The 14910-nt window shown below is 42.9% G+C and carries 14 protein-coding genes and 1 pseudogene; 6 read left to right on the top strand and 9 right to left on the bottom strand.

Going from position 1 to position 14910, the window contains the following annotated elements:
• The 4 genes from L0B17_RS13625 to L0B17_RS13610 all read left to right on the top strand — a co-directional run bounded on the left by L0B17_RS13625 (position 1) and on the right by L0B17_RS13610 (position 3705).
• Entirely contained in the window at positions 1–1143 is a 1143-nt protein-coding gene (locus L0B17_RS13625) for an 8-amino-7-oxononanoate synthase (protein WP_235085532.1), read from the top strand.
• Positions 1144–1908: a methyltransferase domain-containing protein gene (locus L0B17_RS13620; RefSeq protein WP_235085531.1), complete on the top strand. Its 765-nt coding sequence runs from the start codon at positions 1144–1146 to the stop codon at positions 1906–1908.
• A 31-nt stretch (positions 1909–1939) separates the two neighbouring features.
• Positions 1940–2656, top strand: a complete 717-nt coding sequence (gene bioD, locus L0B17_RS13615) for a dethiobiotin synthase (RefSeq protein ID WP_235089828.1) — start codon at positions 1940–1942, stop codon at positions 2654–2656.
• A 134-nt stretch (positions 2657–2790) separates the two neighbouring features.
• Complete coding sequence (locus L0B17_RS13610) at positions 2791–3705, top strand: GGDEF domain-containing protein (RefSeq protein WP_235085529.1); 915 nt, start codon at positions 2791–2793, stop codon at positions 3703–3705.
• A gap of 107 nt (positions 3706–3812) precedes the next feature.
• On the opposite strand, the gene xthA is transcribed toward L0B17_RS13610, so the two are convergent.
• The 9 genes from xthA to L0B17_RS13565 form a co-directional block, all read right to left on the bottom strand.
• A complete protein-coding gene (xthA, locus tag L0B17_RS13605; RefSeq protein ID WP_235085527.1) occupies positions 3813–4622 on the bottom strand; it encodes an exodeoxyribonuclease III in 810 nt (269 codons plus the stop codon).
• On the bottom strand, positions 4622–4921 hold the full coding sequence (locus tag L0B17_RS13600) for a YciI family protein (RefSeq protein ID WP_235085525.1): 300 nt from the start codon (positions 4919–4921) through the stop codon (positions 4622–4624). Before L0B17_RS13600 ends, xthA begins: the two co-directional genes overlap by 1 nt.
• Positions 4922–5009: 88 nt before the next feature.
• Positions 5010–5555, bottom strand: coding sequence for a septation protein A (locus tag L0B17_RS13595; protein ID WP_235085524.1), 546 nt, complete (start codon positions 5553–5555; stop codon positions 5010–5012).
• A gap of 418 nt (positions 5556–5973) precedes the next feature.
• A complete protein-coding gene (gene trpA / locus L0B17_RS13590; protein WP_235085522.1) occupies positions 5974–6783 on the bottom strand; it encodes a tryptophan synthase subunit alpha in 810 nt (269 codons plus the stop codon).
• Positions 6776–7981: a tryptophan synthase subunit beta gene (gene trpB, locus L0B17_RS13585; protein ID WP_235085520.1), complete on the bottom strand. Its 1206-nt coding sequence runs from the start codon at positions 7979–7981 to the stop codon at positions 6776–6778. The genes trpA and trpB overlap by 8 nt, the downstream gene beginning before the upstream one ends.
• Before the next feature lie 191 nt (positions 7982–8172).
• Positions 8173–9591: a bifunctional indole-3-glycerol-phosphate synthase TrpC/phosphoribosylanthranilate isomerase TrpF gene (gene trpCF / locus L0B17_RS13580; RefSeq protein ID WP_235085518.1), complete on the bottom strand. Its 1419-nt coding sequence runs from the start codon at positions 9589–9591 to the stop codon at positions 8173–8175.
• Positions 9592–9597: 6 nt separating this feature from the next.
• A complete protein-coding gene (gene trpD / locus L0B17_RS13575; RefSeq protein ID WP_235085517.1) occupies positions 9598–10695 on the bottom strand; it encodes an anthranilate phosphoribosyltransferase in 1098 nt (365 codons plus the stop codon).
• Entirely contained in the window at positions 10695–11297 is a 603-nt protein-coding gene (locus L0B17_RS13570) for an aminodeoxychorismate/anthranilate synthase component II (protein ID WP_235089826.1), read from the bottom strand. Before L0B17_RS13570 ends, trpD begins: the two co-directional genes overlap by 1 nt.
• A 50-nt stretch (positions 11298–11347) precedes the next feature.
• Positions 11348–12910 (bottom strand): anthranilate synthase component 1, encoded by a 1563-nt coding sequence (locus tag L0B17_RS13565; RefSeq protein WP_235085515.1) that lies wholly within the window; start codon positions 12908–12910, stop codon positions 11348–11350.
• A 457-nt stretch (positions 12911–13367) separates the two neighbouring features.
• Here L0B17_RS13565 and rnm point away from each other — a divergent pair.
• Both rnm and L0B17_RS13555 read left to right on the top strand, forming a co-directional pair.
• A pseudogene (rnm, locus tag L0B17_RS13560) lies at positions 13368–14224 on the top strand (RNase RNM).
• A complete protein-coding gene (locus tag L0B17_RS13555; RefSeq protein WP_226410316.1) occupies positions 14224–14844 on the top strand; it encodes an L-threonylcarbamoyladenylate synthase in 621 nt (206 codons plus the stop codon). Before rnm ends, L0B17_RS13555 begins: the two are co-directional and overlap by 1 nt.
• Positions 14845–14910: the final 66 nt, after the last annotated feature.

Here is a 14910-nt window from a genome sequence, read left to right as displayed (position 1 = left end):
ATGGCGCATCCTCTTACGGATAAAATCACTCAACAAATGGCGATGCAGCAAGCAAATGGCTTGCTGCGACAACGTCATGAGCTTAATGCCACAGCCCATCAAGCAGAATCGGTTATCGATTTTAGTCACAATGATTACCTAGGTTTAGCCAGCGCGCCTGAACTTGCTGATGCGCTGTATCAAGGGGCATTACTCTATGGCGTTGGCAGCAAAGCATCGCCATTGGTTAGCGGCTATAGCCAGGCGCATACAATGCTTGAACAAAAGTTGTGCGATATAACCGGGCATCAAGCGGGAATGCTTTTTTGCTCCGGCTTTAGTGCCAATAATGCTTTGATGAAAACTCTGTTTTCAACCACTGACACAGTAATTGCCGATAAGCTGGTGCACGCTTCAATTATTGACGGCATTCAGGACAGTGGCGCAAAGTTGCTGCGTTACCTGCATAACGATATAGACAGTGCAGCCCGCCTACTGGCCAAACATCCCAATAGCGTATTAATCACCGAAAGCGTCTTTAGCATGGACGGTGATAGTGCACCAATGAGCGATTTAAGCACCCTGTGTCGGCAACACAATAGCTTGTTAATCGTCGATGATGCCCACGGTTTTGGGGTGTTAAATGAAAACCGAGTAACGGTGAATCATGCGGATATTCAAGTGGTAACCTTCGGTAAGGCATTAGGCTGCCAGGGCGCGGCCATTTTAGCCAGTCAGCAAGTGATTGATTTTTTGGTGGCCAATGCTCGCCATTATATTTATTCAACAGCCTTGTCACCGGCGAATGCCCATTTGGCTTTTTCAGCGCTGGCGTTAATTGAGCAGCAACCCGATCGCATCATTCAACTCAATGACAATATCGCCTTGTTTAGATGTTTAGCAAGGGATGCGGGCATAGTGCTCACTGAGTCAAAAACAGCAATTCAACCCATCATTATTGGCGATAACACATCGACTATGGCAGTGGCAGAATCGCTGGCTAAAAAAGGCTTTAAGGTGGGAGCAATACGCTCACCAACCGTACCTCAAGGTTCGGCCAGATTACGCATTACCTTAAATGCTAAGCATACGTCAGCACAGATCCACCAACTGGTAGCCCAGCTTGCTGTATTGTTAATAGACAAGCCAATTGAGAATCAATAGATGTTAGAGAAATCGGTTGCCGATGCCTTTTCCCATGCGGCCAGTCTTTATAAACAACATGATGTGTTACAGCGGATCACAGCAAAAACATTACAGGATAATGCCACATTAACCGGCCATGTTGCTGATATTGGATGTGGCCCAGGCACCTGTTTTAAGGCTTTTTCGTCGGTATCGAACGTGACAGCAATTGATATTGCCGCTGGCATGTTAGAGCAGGTCAGATTGAATTATCCTCAGTATTCAATGCTTAACTGTGATGCCCAATCTCTGACGCTTAGCGCTAATAGTGTTGACAGTGTTTACTCAAATCTTGCCCTACAATGGTGTGATGATTTCCCCAAAGCCGTTAATGAAATAGAGCGGGTGTTAGTGGATAAAGGAGTGTGTAATCTCGCCATAGTGGCCGATGGCAGTTTACCTGAGCTGCAAACATTAGGTTTTAGAACTAATCAATTTGCCAGCATGCCAAGCTTATTAAGTGCTTTTGGTGTTAAAGACGCTACAACACATTCGAGCAACAGCAGTTGGATGATTTTGCAGGCGAGTGTAGAAAAAATCACCGTCTATTTTGATGATTTACGCAGTTTACTGTATTCAATTAAAGGCGTTGGCGCATCAGCCGGACAAGCTGGCAGCCAATCGCGGACTATGTTATCAAAATCCGCCTGGCAAGAGCGGGTGTTATTAGCACAAGGACTCGCCACCGAAAAGGGTATTCCTTTGACCTATCACATAGCTTATATCCACGCGCAAAAGCGTTAATTTTGCATTTACATAGAGTAGGCAGAGCATGATTTACTTTGTTACTGGCACAGATACCGATAGCGGTAAAACCTTAATTTCTTCAGCGTTACTGTCTTTAGCCAAAGGCAAGAAGTGTGGCTTTAAACCCATAGCATCGGGCTGCGTGTTAACGCCTGATGGATTAAGAAATTCAGATGCGCAAGCGTTAATGGCACAGTCGAACATGGGCTTAAGCTATCAACAGGTTAATCCTATTGCATTTGAGCCAGCGATTGCGCCGCATATTGCCGCAGCTCAAGCGGATGTAATATTATCGGCATCCAAGGTCGTCGAAACTTTACTTGCTACGCCAATATTAACCGCAGATTTTGCCTTGATTGAAGGCGCGGGGGGGTGGCGGTTACCACTTGGCAATCATCAGTATTTGTCTGACAGTGTTAAGCAGCTGGATGCTTATGTACAAACCCAAAATGCTGAACGGGTAGGGGTTATTTTAGTGGTAGGCATGAAGCTAGGGTGTTTGAATCATGCTTTATTAACCCAGCAAGCTATTGAAGCGGATGGACTTAACATTGCTGGATGGGTGGCTAATCAAGTGGACGCTGACATGAGCGAAATAACTGCTAACCTTAGCAGTTTGCAACAAGTGATGACCGCGCCCTTTTTAGGCTATGTGCCGCACCTACCACAAGCAAATGCTCAATTAGCGGCAAAATACATTCAAGCGGTTGATAGTATTGCACAGAATGATTCGTTATCTGAATAGCCAACAGAGGAAGCTGGCGTGAGTCATTATCGCTAACAGCCAGCAACACTTATTATTTATTACATATCACCATCACGCAATTTTGTGCCACAATTCTAATACCAAGTTATTTAGTTCATTATTAGAGGTGAAGGATGGATTTAGAAATCATTGAAGAATATGAAGCCATAACTTTATCATTACCTGATTTGGTTTTTGTATTGACTGAGTCTGGTCGCTATACCGCGATACTTGGGGGCAATAGTTCTGATTATTATCATAATGCTAGCTTCCTAAAAGGGCTGAGTTTATTCGATGTATTACCAGAGGAAAAAGCAAACTGGTTTATTGACAGAATTCAAGAAACGCTACTCTCAAATAAGTTAAATGTGTTTGAATATTCACTTGCTGCTGATGACGTTAAGGATATTGAAGGTGGTTCAGGACCTATTGGCTTACTGCGATTCGAAGGGCGGGTTAATCCATTAAAAACCCTCCGCTATGGAGAAAGAGCCGTTGTTTGGGTCGCTCGTAACATCACAGAACGTTATCAATTAGAGCAAAAGTTGATTTATCAATCTCAAACTGATTTTCTAACGAACATTATTAACCGCAGGAAATTTATTGAGTATTTAAATGATGCTTATTTAAATTTCAAACAAGGTCAACAAGGTTACAGCTTGTTAGTTTTCGATATAGATAATTTTAAAAATATTAATGATATCCATGGACACCTTTTTGGCGATGATATTCTCAAAAAAGTTGTTAAAATATGTCAAGCTGAACTTAAGCAAACCGATATATTTGGCCGCCTTGGTGGTGATGAATTTGGTGTTATTCATATTAATATGTCTGCAGAATCTTGTATTGATTTAGCCCGACGTTTAAATCAGCAGATTGCAGATATGCATATTAACGATAAAAAACTGCAGTGTGGTCCGTCAATCAGTATTGGGATCAGTCAGTTCTTGCCCAGTGATAAAGATGTAGAGCAAATTTATCATCGCGCAGATAGTGCTTTATATGACTCAAAACGAAATGGGAAAAATAAATTCTCACAATGGCAATAGGCTGTACAACAAAGTCGGTGCTTTTTAGTGGCGGTTTTCTTAAAAAAAGGCTTAATCGAATAGATTAAACCTTTTTTTAAAGTGAACACAAATATTAAAGCTGCTATTTATGCTTTAAACGTGCTCCAGATCGGTGCATGATCAGATGGCTTGTCAATAGCGCGTAGGTCATAATCCACATCAGATTCAATAACATTAGCCACTAACGATTGCGTGGCTAATACCACATCAATACGCAGACCACGATTGTCATCAAAGCCTTTGCTGCGATAGTCAAACCATGAGTAACGCTCTGTACGTGTAGGGTGTAATTGACGGAAACTGTCAACAAAACCCCAATCTAATAAGGTTTTTAACCATTCACGCTCTTCAGGTTGAAAACTACACTTGCCTGATTTTAACCAACGCTTAGCATTAGGCTCACCAATACCGATATCTAAATCAAGTGGTGAAATATTGATATCACCAATCACAGCGATGTCTTCATCGGGGGTGTGGTGAGTGGTTAAGTAGGTCATTAAGTCTTGGTAAAACTTGCGTTTAGCAGGGTATTTTGTTTCGTGGTGAATACTTTCACCCTGAGGGAAGTAGCCGTTGATGACGGTTAATACACGCCCATTCGCTTGGCTGAATTGGCCGATGATTAAACGCCGCTGGGCATCGTCACCATCACTTTCAAAACCTTTTATAACCTTAAGTGGTTCGGCTTTAGATAACATAGCCACACCATAGTGAGCTTTACCACCATGAAAATGAACCTTGTAACCCATGGCTTCGACATCGGCTAATGGAAATGCTTCATCGTGTACTTTGGTTTCTTGTAGGCCAATAATGTCTGGCTGGTGGCTATCAATCAATGCCTGTAGTTGATGTAACCGCGCCCGAATGCCATTGATATTAAAAGAGACAATTTTCATTACGGTAGGACTCGCTTAAACGGTTTAACAATCACGCTTTGGTAAACGCCCGCAGCAATATAAGGGTCAACATCAGCCCAAGCTTGTGCATCTGCTAATGAAGCGAAGTCAGCAATCACTAACGAACCGGTAAAGCCAGCTTCGCCAGGGTTTTCATTATCAATGGCAGGATGTGGACCTGCGGTTAATAAGCGGCCTTCGTCAGCTAAAGTTTGTAAGCGTGCAAGATGATCGGCACGAACGGATAAACGTTTTGCTAAACTGTTTTCAACATCTTGAGAAGAGATCATGTACCACATAGTCAAGGCTCCATTTGTTCTTAAATTTGCTGTTAAGCATTGTTGAATATAACGCACTGTAATCGTTTCAATAACGACTCAAATCAAATTAGCTTTTCTGGTCTTCCGGTGGGTTTTCCATGTGTTTAAACAAGTAAACCACTGTGATTACAGTATTGACTAAGGTTAAGGCAGTTAAACCAAATACCTTAAAGTTAACCCAAGTTTCTAGCGGTAAACTAAAGGCGACATAAATATTGACGATACCGCAAATAATGAAAAAACTGACCCAATACCATGTTACTTGAGCCCAGATGTTGTCTTTTACGACCATTTCTTTGCCAAGCATACTTTTTAGTGCGGGTTTACCCATTAACTGGCTTACGGCTAAGCCAACGGCAAACAGTCCATATACTATGGTGACTTTCCATTTTATAAAGGCATCGTCTTGAAAAAACAAGGTTAATGAACCAAACACGGTTACCATCGCAAAAGTGATTAGATGCATTTTCTCTATCTGTTTATACAATAAATAGGTCACAACAAGTTGCACTGCGGTGGCGGCGATAAGTACAGCCGTAGCGGTATAAATATCGGCAAACTTATACACTGCGAAAAAAATAACTAGCGGTAAGAAATCGAGCAATTGTTTCATGTTAGATAAGATTCACTGTTGGATGCAAGGTCCATTGCATGGAAGAATAAGCCATGAGTGTACCACGCAACATGGTTAATCGAGAACCTTTAGCACGGCTAAAATGATGTATGATAATTAACATTTTTTCATAAAAACGTAATCGACATTTGTTGAGTAAAATCGAGTTAAAGAAACATAGCGGTCGGTTTTAATATTGAGGAATCAATTTTATTATTAATTTTTTACACCCAAATGAATCAATATAAATAGGTCGGCGCATTAAGTAGCCTGCAAGGTTGTTTTATTTATTTTGTCTATTTTGTGTAGCTGATTACATTCTGTAAGTTTGATCAAAATAATGAAGCCATAGTTGGCTCCATTATTTTATGACTGAAAGGCAGTTTGATAATTGTTTATTATCTTAAGCTGGGTTCAATTAATAAGCAGTGGCAGCTTTCATGCTTGTCGTAAATACAGCCAGTTTGGCGAGTAATGTGACTTCATCATATTGATGGGTTTCAATGATTTTAACCACCGCTGACCCCGATATGGCGCCAGCAGCCCCGGCTTTAATGGCCTCCTTTACCTGTGCAGGCTCTGAAATACCAAAGCCTAATAGTGGTGGTGGTGCATTGAACTGTGCTAACTGGGCGAGAATTTGATCAACCGGAGTACCCGCTTTAGATTCTGTCCCTGTTACGCCTGCACGGGATAATAAGTAGGTATAACCTTCACCAGACTCACTGACCTGCTTTAATGTTTCGCTGTCGGCATTCGGCGGTGCAATAAATATTGGTGCGACATTATGCTTTTTAGCCGCTTCAATAAACGGCGCAGATTCTTCTACCGGCACATCAGCAATTAACACTGAATCGACACCAGCCGCTTGTGCTTTGGCATAAAAATTACCGATACCATTGGCAAACACTAAGTTGGCGTACAGTAATAAGCCAATAGGTAATTCAGGGTATAGTCCTCGCACCTTAGCGATTAATTCAAAGCAGTCGTCAGGCGTGGTGCCTGCTGCCAAGGAACGTAAGTTTGCGCCTTGAATTACCGGGCCATCAGCAAGCGGGTCTGAAAAAGGAAAGCCTAATTCCAATGCGTCAGCACCACTTTCAACCAAGGTTTTTATAATATTAAAAGAGATGTCTACACTCGGGTCTCCAATGGTCACGAATGGCACAAAGGCACCTTGCTTTTTAACTTTTAATGCGGCAAAGGCTGCCTGATATCGATTACTCATTGCCGCTCTCCTGTGCTTTGGCTTCTAAAATATCTGCTACGGTAAAAATATCTTTGTCGCCACGACCTGATAAGTTGACCACTAAAATGGTCTCTTTGGTGGCTTCCTTGGCTAGACGGACTGCATAAGCAATTGCGTGAGCTGATTCAAGCGCGGGAATAATGCCTTCTTTACGGGCCAGTAACTGGAACATTTCTAATGCTTCATCGTCGGTGGCTGATTCGTATCTAGCACGGCCAATAGCATTAAGATGTGCATGTTGTGGGCCGACAGAGGGGAAATCAAGGCCTGCTGAAACCGAATATGATTCTTCAATTTGACCGTGGCTATCTTGCATCAAGGGCGCTTTCATACCAAAGAAAATACCGGTTTTACCGTGTTTAAGCGGCGCGCCGTGCATTGGCGTGTCAATGCCTTTACCTGCAGGCTCTACACCAATAAGCTCCACCGATGGCTCATCAATAAAGTCGGCGAACATACCAATAGCATTTGAGCCACCGCCCACACAGGCTATAACGGCATCAGGTAGCCGACCTTCTTTTTCAAGAATTTGTTTTTTGGTTTCTTCACCAATCATACGTTGAAACTCACGCACTATGGTCGGAAATGGGTGCGGTCCAGCTGCAGTACCTAATAAGTAATGCGCTTTATCATAGCTACCAGACCAATCACGCATCGCTTCATTACAAGCATCTTTTAGGGTAGATGAACCCGAGGTTACCGGAATAACTTCAGCGCCCATTAACTTCATTCTAAAGACGTTAGGGGATTGACGCTCAATGTCTTTTGCGCCCATATACACTTTACATTTCAGGTTTAACAGCGCACAGGCTAGCGCTGTTGCTACACCGTGCTGACCTGCGCCTGTTTCGGCAATGATTTCTTTTTTACCCATGCGTTTAGCCAGTAATGCTTGGCCTAATACTTGGTTGGTTTTATGGGCGCCGCCGTGGAGTAAATCTTCTCTTTTAAGATAGATTTTTACTAATGGGTTAGGGCTTAAATTACGGGTCAGTGTGAGCGCCGTTGGGCGACCCGCATAGTTTTTGAGCAGGTCAGTAAACTCTGCTTGAAACTCAGGGTCTTGCTGTGCTTCTACAAATGCCGTTTCTAATTGCTTTAAGGCTGGCACTAGAATTTGTGGTACATACATACCGCCATACTCACCGAAATAAGGGTTAAGCTTGAGCTTGTCCATAATGTTGTCCTGTTGCTAAATCGAAGCTGTTTTTGAGTCAGTTGTCGATTCTGGGTTTCAGTCAGTTCTCGATTCAAAATTTAAATCGGATATTTGTCGATTACGCTAACTAAACAGCGCAATCCTAAATGGGTTACATCAATCTTTTGGCTCAGTTAGCTCAGTTAGCTATGAGCTAATAATCATCACTACTAGCTGCGTCTTAGGGCGTTAAATACCTGTGCCAATAGTAAGTGATCTTTATTGCCAGGAGTTGACTCTACGCCTGAGTTAAAATCTAAGCCGTAGAATCCTTGTTGGCTAGCTTGATAAGCGTTATCGACATTTAATCCGCCAGCTAGCATAGCTTGGGCTTTATTATCGATAGCTAATTGCCAGTTAAAAGCCTGTCCCGTGCCGCCAAATTGTTGGTCATTTTTACTGTCATACAAGTAACGCTGTACACCTTTTGGCATAACACCAATGTTGCCACTGGTACTGTCAACAGCAATGGCTTTCCAAATAGCACAGTCAATATTTAACGCGTTAAATTGCTCTGCTAATGCCGCTATTTCAAGCGCTGTTTCACTGCCGTGTAATTGCACTGCATGTAGCTCTAGTGTATTAGCGGTTTCAACTATGTCGCGTATGTCTGCATTAACAAATACACCCACCATATTAAGGCTAATACCCAGTGTGCGCATGTTTTTAACTAAGCTTTTTGCTTGGGTTAAATTCACTGCACGTGGTGATTCAGGGTGAAAAATCAAACCGCCATAAACTCCGCCTAAGTCGGCGACCGCTTTAATGTCTTCAATACGGGTTAAGCCGCACACTTTGTTGTTGCCAAATAATAACTGACGACACGCTAAATCGATATCTTGTTGCGCCATAATTGAGCTACCAACCAAGTAACCGTTAACCAGTGGGTTGAGGCGTTTAACTTGGTCATGTGAATAAATACCTGATTCACTTATCACCACGCGATCAGAGGGAATATGCGGTGCCAATTGTTCTGTGGTGGCTAAATCTGTCGATAAATCACGTAAGTTACGGTTGTTGATACCAATAATAAGCGCGTTAAGATCAATAGCCCGGTGTAATTCTTCCTCATTACTGACTTCGGTCAATGTATCTAATTGATACTTTGCCGCTTCTTCAGCCAGTAATTTATATTGTGCATCATCAAGTACCGAAAGCATCAACAACACTGCGTCTGCGCCCTGATGGGCGGCTAATTTGATTTGGTATACATCAACAAAAAAGTCTTTACACAGAATAGGTTGAGTAACACGAGCTCGCACTTGCGGAATATAATCCATGTCACCTTGAAAAAACGCTTCATCGGTGAGCACTGAAATGCCCGCCGCGTACTTGGTATAAATATCAGCAATAGCTTCCACATCAAATACCGGACGAATGAGGCCTTTTGATGGACTGGCTTTTTTACATTCAAATATGTATTGCGCATTTGGCTGTTTTAACGCCTCAAACAAGCTACGGTCAGATATTTTTGGTTGTAATGTCGCCTCAGGAAAACGCAGTTTGAGTGCGGCAATGTGGGCGACTTTAGTATCGACTATTTTAGTTAATACATTCGTTTCTTTTACAGCTTGATTAGCTTGATTCATTTGGCATTACCCTTGAGTGTTAGCGTGCACTTGAGTTGACTCAGTGGCTTGGCTTATGGCGGCTAATTGTGTCAGTACTTGGAACGCTTTACCGCTTGCCAAGGTCGCTAATGCTAACTGGGTACCGGCTTGTACTGAGTCAACAACGCCACTGATATATAATGCGCAGCCGGCATTAATTGCCACGGCATCACGTTGTGCAGCTTGGCCTTTACCCTGTAAAATTGCTTGAGTTATTTGCGCATTTTCACTTGGTTCACCGCCGGTTAATAAACTGATATCCGCTCTGGTGACGCCTAACTCTTCAGGTGTTAGGGTATAAAAGCGAATAGCGCCATTATTGAGCTCAGCCACTTGAGTCTCGCCGTGTAAAGCGACCTCATCTAGGCCACTGCCATGAACAACCATGGCGCGTTTTACGCCCAATGCATTAAGCACATTAACGATAGGAGCCAGTAATTTAGGTGAATACACCCCAAGTAACATAAATTCAGGCTTTGCCGGATTAATCAGTGGTCCAAGAATGTTAAATATGGTGCGAGTTTTAAGCATTTGACGAACTGGCACTGCATGGCGAACTCCGGCATGGTAATGTGGCGCAAATAAGAAACATAACCCTAGGGTGTCGACACTGTGACTTGATGCCTCTGGGGTCATGGTTAGCCCAATGCCGCAATGGGCAAGTAAGTCTGATGAACCTGACTTGCTTGTTACGCTGCGATTACCGTGTTTAGCCACTTTAGCGCCTGCTGCAGCGGCAACAAACGCCGCTGTCGTGGATATATTAATCGTATTAAATCCATCACCACCCGTACCAACAATATCAACTACGCCAGTAATAATAGATTGATTACTGCGAGGAAAAACTTTTGCTGCTTGGCGTAATGCATCTGCTGCGCCGGTAATTTCATCTATGGTTTCGCCGCGCATTTTTAAGGCAACTAACATTCCTGCCATAGTGACGGCATCCATCTCACCTGCCACTATGCTGGCAAATAAGCTGGCGCTTTGCTGACGAGTTAACGCATTACCTTGATATAAGGTATCGAGTAGCGGCCGCATTGACTCTTTGTGTGTCGGCAAGGTTTGCGCTGTGGTAGACATTATTGGCCTCCTTGAGACATAGAGGTAGTGGTTAAATACGCCAGTGTTTGGGTCAGCAATTGACTGCCAAGGGTGGTTAAAATTGACTCTGGATGAAATTGAAATCCAACCGCTTTATGATCATCATGTAAAATTGCCATTGGCATGTCATCTGTGGTGGCAATAATATCAAGACAATCAGGTACTTTTGTTGCCACTAAGCTGTGATAACGCGCCACCGGTAATGGCGAGGGAAGGTTGGCAAATACCCCTTGGCCATTATGAATGGTCGGGCTGGCTTTACCGTGGACAACAAAAGGCGCGCGCGCTACTTTTCCGCCGTAATATTCGACCATCGCCTGGTGACCTAAACAAATACCTAGCATAGGTACTTTGCCCGCCACTTTACCAATTAATGCCATCATACAGCCTGCTTCGTGGGGCGCACCAGGGCCAGGTGATAATACCAATGCAGCTTGCTGAGTTTCATTGAGCAGTTTGTCTGCCAAATATTCGGCGCTAACATCGTTACGGTAAATAACCACTTCGAAACCTAGGCTTCTAAATTGATCAACCAGGTTATAGGTAAATGAGTCAAAATTATCGAGTAAATACAGTTTCATTTTTTGAGTGTATTGATTGGCGTGTTGTTTATCTAAGCCGTTTGAGTTTTTCATAGGCCGCCTCCTAATTTAATTGCGGTGATCACAGCTTGTGCTTTTTGGCGGGTTTCATCGGCTTCGGCTTGCGGATCTGAATCAAATACCACACCTGCGCCAGCTTGAATATGGGCAATATCATTTTTGACAAAAGCTGAACGGATCACAATGCAGGTGTCCATATCGCCAAGGCCATTTAAGTAACCCACAGCGCCGCCATAACTGCCTCTGCGCGCTTGTTCGGCCTGGCGGACCAGTTGCGATGCGCGTACTTTTGGCGCGCCGACTAAGGTACCCATGTTCATACAAGCTTGGTAGGCGTGTAGGGCGTCTAAATCTACTCTTAATTGGCCGGTTACGCGGCTGACTAAATGCATCACATGTGAGTAACGGTCTACTTTTAGAAGCTCAGGGACTTTGCGGCTACCACTTTGGCTGATACGGGCAATATCGTTGCGGGCTAAGTCGACTAGCATAAGGTGTTCAGATAACTCTTTTTTATCCAAGCGCAGTTCAAGTTCAATACGGCTGTCTAGATCAAAGTCAATTTCACCTTCTGCTGTTTTGCCGCGTTTTCGAGTGCCCGCTATGGGATAAACTTCAACTTGATTAGTGGCCGCTTCATATTTCAGAGCGGACTCAGGTGAAGCGCCAAATAAGGTAAAATCAGCACCACGAAAATAAAACATATAAGGACTAGGGTTAGTTTTACGTAATGCACGATAAGCGCCGAGTGTATTGGGGCAAGGTAAACTAAAGCTACGTGATGGCACCACTTGAAAAATATCACCGGCTACAATGTGCTCTTTCAAATCGATAACGGTCTTTTTATATTCTTCATCACTAATGTTAACCGTTTCAGCGGTATTGATAGTCACTAATGGTTTAGGTGCGGCAATTGTTTGACATTGGGTTATCACTTGCTGACGTTGCGCTACCAGCTGTGATGTGATGACAGCATCCTGATTAAACTGCTGACTGATGATATCGGCTTTTTGTAGCTTGTGATCAATTAAGATAAGGGTTTCAGCGAGGTAAAATAAATAGTCAGGACATTCGTTACTGGCATTTGGCACCATAGGCAATGGCTCAACGGTATCAATTAAATCATAAGCAAGTACGCCGCCTAAAAATAAGTCTTCAAATTGAGGTTGTGTGTCGGTGTGAATATGGTTAACCAGAGCGCGTAAACCATCAAGTGGAGAGGTTGACTTTAATCGAGCATCTTCATCTTGCAGGCTAGTGGCCTTGGATAATTGAATCACTAAGCGGTTATCGGTTAACTGATTTTGGCTATTAAACTGTGCTGCAAAGTATGCCTCTATAGGGCTAAGTAAACCTAAGCCATTGGCACTTAAGGCGGTAAAGGTTAGTTGATAACTATCGCACCGAATCATTAACGCTGCGTGGGTTAATACAATACTTTTAAGATGGTCTTTACTCTCAATCTCTGCTGATTCTAACAACATAGTATGGGGAGCATTCTGGGTGACGTGCTCATAAAGGCTTAAAGGATCTGCATGATAGGTTAATGGTTGTTTTACCGTGTTAACCTGGGCTATTTGGTCATGTTTCATAGTACTGCCTTCGTTTAATTCTGTATCGAGTGCATTATCAAAAGGGTAATTAATTACCGCTTAAATAAATACATCGCTAAATTGTTAGAGTTATTCAGCTTCTGAGCATGGGCCAAATAACAAGAAAGCCCACATCTCTGCGGGCTTTCTTGTAAAATTTTGTCTCTATTAAAATGAGCGCAACGCTTCACACAACCCGATAATTTGGGAAGTGCCACCACCATGTAATGTTTTGAGAAGCGATAAAGAGTGTCATGCGTGTCATCTAATTAATGTGTTTTAGTGCCTATAGGAAACCTTAGCTGGCGCTTAATGTCAATTGAATATTATTCATTATTTGAATAATTAACATATAGATTTGCTAATTAATGGTTTTATTGCGGTATCCTGCTCTTAATTAGCGATTTATTTGCACATACCCAAAGCTTTTATTTGGAGTATCAAGTACAATAACTGCATGAATACTGAATCTATCTTGGCCGATTTACACAGCCACACCACTGCATCAGACGGCATGTTGTCACCGTCAGAACTTGTTGCTCGCGCGCTTGAAAAAGGCGTGCAAATGCTATCGATTACTGACCACGACACTGTTGGTGGCTTAGCGGAAGCACATGCATTTAATAATCAACAAGCTCAACCATTAAATTTGATTGATGGCACCGAAATATCCACCCGTTGGAATAATTTTGACATTCACATAGTCGGTTTAAATATTGATAAAACTCAGCCTGCGTTGCTTGAGTTTTTATCATCACAACGTGAACTGCGCGAAGTTCGTGCCCAAGAGATTGGCTTACGTTTGGCAAAAGCAGGTATTGAAGGCGCTTATGAAGGCGCGAAAGCCATTGCTGGTGATGCGGCATTAAGTCGTGGACATTATGCTAGGTGGTTGGCTGAAAATGGCTATGCCAGCGATATGCCCAGCGTGTTCAAGCGCTACCTCGCCCGGGTAAAACAGGTTATGTCCCTAATAATTGGGGCGATATGGCCAATGCGATAAATGTTATCCATCAAGCCGGTGGCGTTGCGGCATTAGCGCACCCAAGCGGTTATAAACTCTCGGCAAAGTGGCTTAAAAAATTAGTCAAAGACTTTGCTGAAGCGGGTGGCGATGCGATGGAAGTCGTACTCGGTCAACAAACGATTGATGATCGCAATAACTTACTTGCTTTATGCCATCAACACCAGTTACTCGGTTCGTTGGGCAGTGATTTTCACTTTATAAGCAACTGGATAGAATTAGGTAAAAATTTATATCAACCCCAAGGAGTGACTTGGGTTTGGCAATCGGAATCTTGGATGGAACGGTAATGAGCCAATTTTTTTATATACATGAAGAAAACCCACAAGCCAGATTAATCAATCAAGTTGTGGAAATTTTAAAGCAGGGTGGGGTTATCGTTTACCCAACCGACTCAGGCTATGCGCTGGGTTGTATGATTGGCGATAAAAATGCAATGACACGTATGGCTCGCATTCGCCAGATTGATAATGATCAAAATTTTTCGCTGATGTGCCGTGATTTATCTGAACTAGCTAATTTCGCCAAAGTAGATAATCAAGCTTATCGTTTGCTAAAAAGCTGTACTCCTGGCCCGTACACCTTCATCTTTAAAGCCAGTAAAGAAGTGCCTCGCCGTTTACAGTGTGAGAAAAAACGTACCATTGGTATTCGTGTACCGGATAACTTGATTTTACAAGCGTTATTAGAAGCCTTGGGTGAGCCTTTAATGTCGACCAGTTTAGTTATGCCAAATGAAGAGCATGCTGAGTCTGATCCAGAACATATTCGCGATATTCTTGAGCATCAAGTTGAAGGTATCGTATTGGGTGGTTACTTGCCTGAAAAGCAAACAACCGTGATTGATATGTCAGAAGGCGAGATCAATATACTGCGCTATGGTGCAGGTGATACGGCAGCATTTGAATAGCCTGGGTTATGTAATAGATAATTGTTTAATCCTTACCCATTAATGCGTATAATCGCGCGTTTGCTT

It is taken from the genome of Shewanella sp. OMA3-2 (assembly GCF_021513195.1).
In the GTDB taxonomy this organism is placed as follows: Bacteria; Pseudomonadota; Gammaproteobacteria; order Enterobacterales; family Shewanellaceae; genus Shewanella.
This window is presented reverse-complemented; position numbering and strand designations above follow the sequence as displayed.

Coding starts and splice junctions, on each gene's coding strand:
- L0B17_RS13625 (WP_235085532.1), top strand. CDS start 1: ATGGCGCATCCTCTTACGGATAAAATCACTCAACAAATGGCGATGCAG.
- L0B17_RS13620 (WP_235085531.1), top strand. CDS start 1,144: ATGTTAGAGAAATCGGTTGCCGATGCCTTTTCCCATGCGGCCAGTCTT.
- L0B17_RS13610 (WP_235085529.1), top strand. CDS start 2,791: ATGGATTTAGAAATCATTGAAGAATATGAAGCCATAACTTTATCATTA.
- xthA (WP_235085527.1), bottom strand. CDS start 4,622: ATGAAAATTGTCTCTTTTAATATCAATGGCATTCGGGCGCGGTTACAT.
- L0B17_RS13600 (WP_235085525.1), bottom strand. CDS start 4,921: ATGTGGTACATGATCTCTTCTCAAGATGTTGAAAACAGTTTAGCAAAA.
- L0B17_RS13595 (WP_235085524.1), bottom strand. CDS start 5,555: ATGAAACAATTGCTCGATTTCTTACCGCTAGTTATTTTTTTCGCAGTG.
- trpA (WP_235085522.1), bottom strand. CDS start 6,783: ATGAGTAATCGATATCAGGCAGCCTTTGCCGCATTAAAAGTTAAAAAG.
- trpB (WP_235085520.1), bottom strand. CDS start 7,981: ATGGACAAGCTCAAGCTTAACCCTTATTTCGGTGAGTATGGCGGTATG.
- trpCF (WP_235085518.1), bottom strand. CDS start 9,591: ATGAATCAAGCTAATCAAGCTGTAAAAGAAACGAATGTATTAACTAAA.
- trpD (WP_235085517.1), bottom strand. CDS start 10,695: ATGTCTACCACAGCGCAAACCTTGCCGACACACAAAGAGTCAATGCGG.
- L0B17_RS13570 (WP_235089826.1), bottom strand. CDS start 11,297: ATGAAACTGTATTTACTCGATAATTTTGACTCATTTACCTATAACCTG.
- L0B17_RS13565 (WP_235085515.1), bottom strand. CDS start 12,910: ATGAAACATGACCAAATAGCCCAGGTTAACACGGTAAAACAACCATTA.
- L0B17_RS13555 (WP_226410316.1), top strand. CDS start 14,224: ATGAGCCAATTTTTTTATATACATGAAGAAAACCCACAAGCCAGATTA.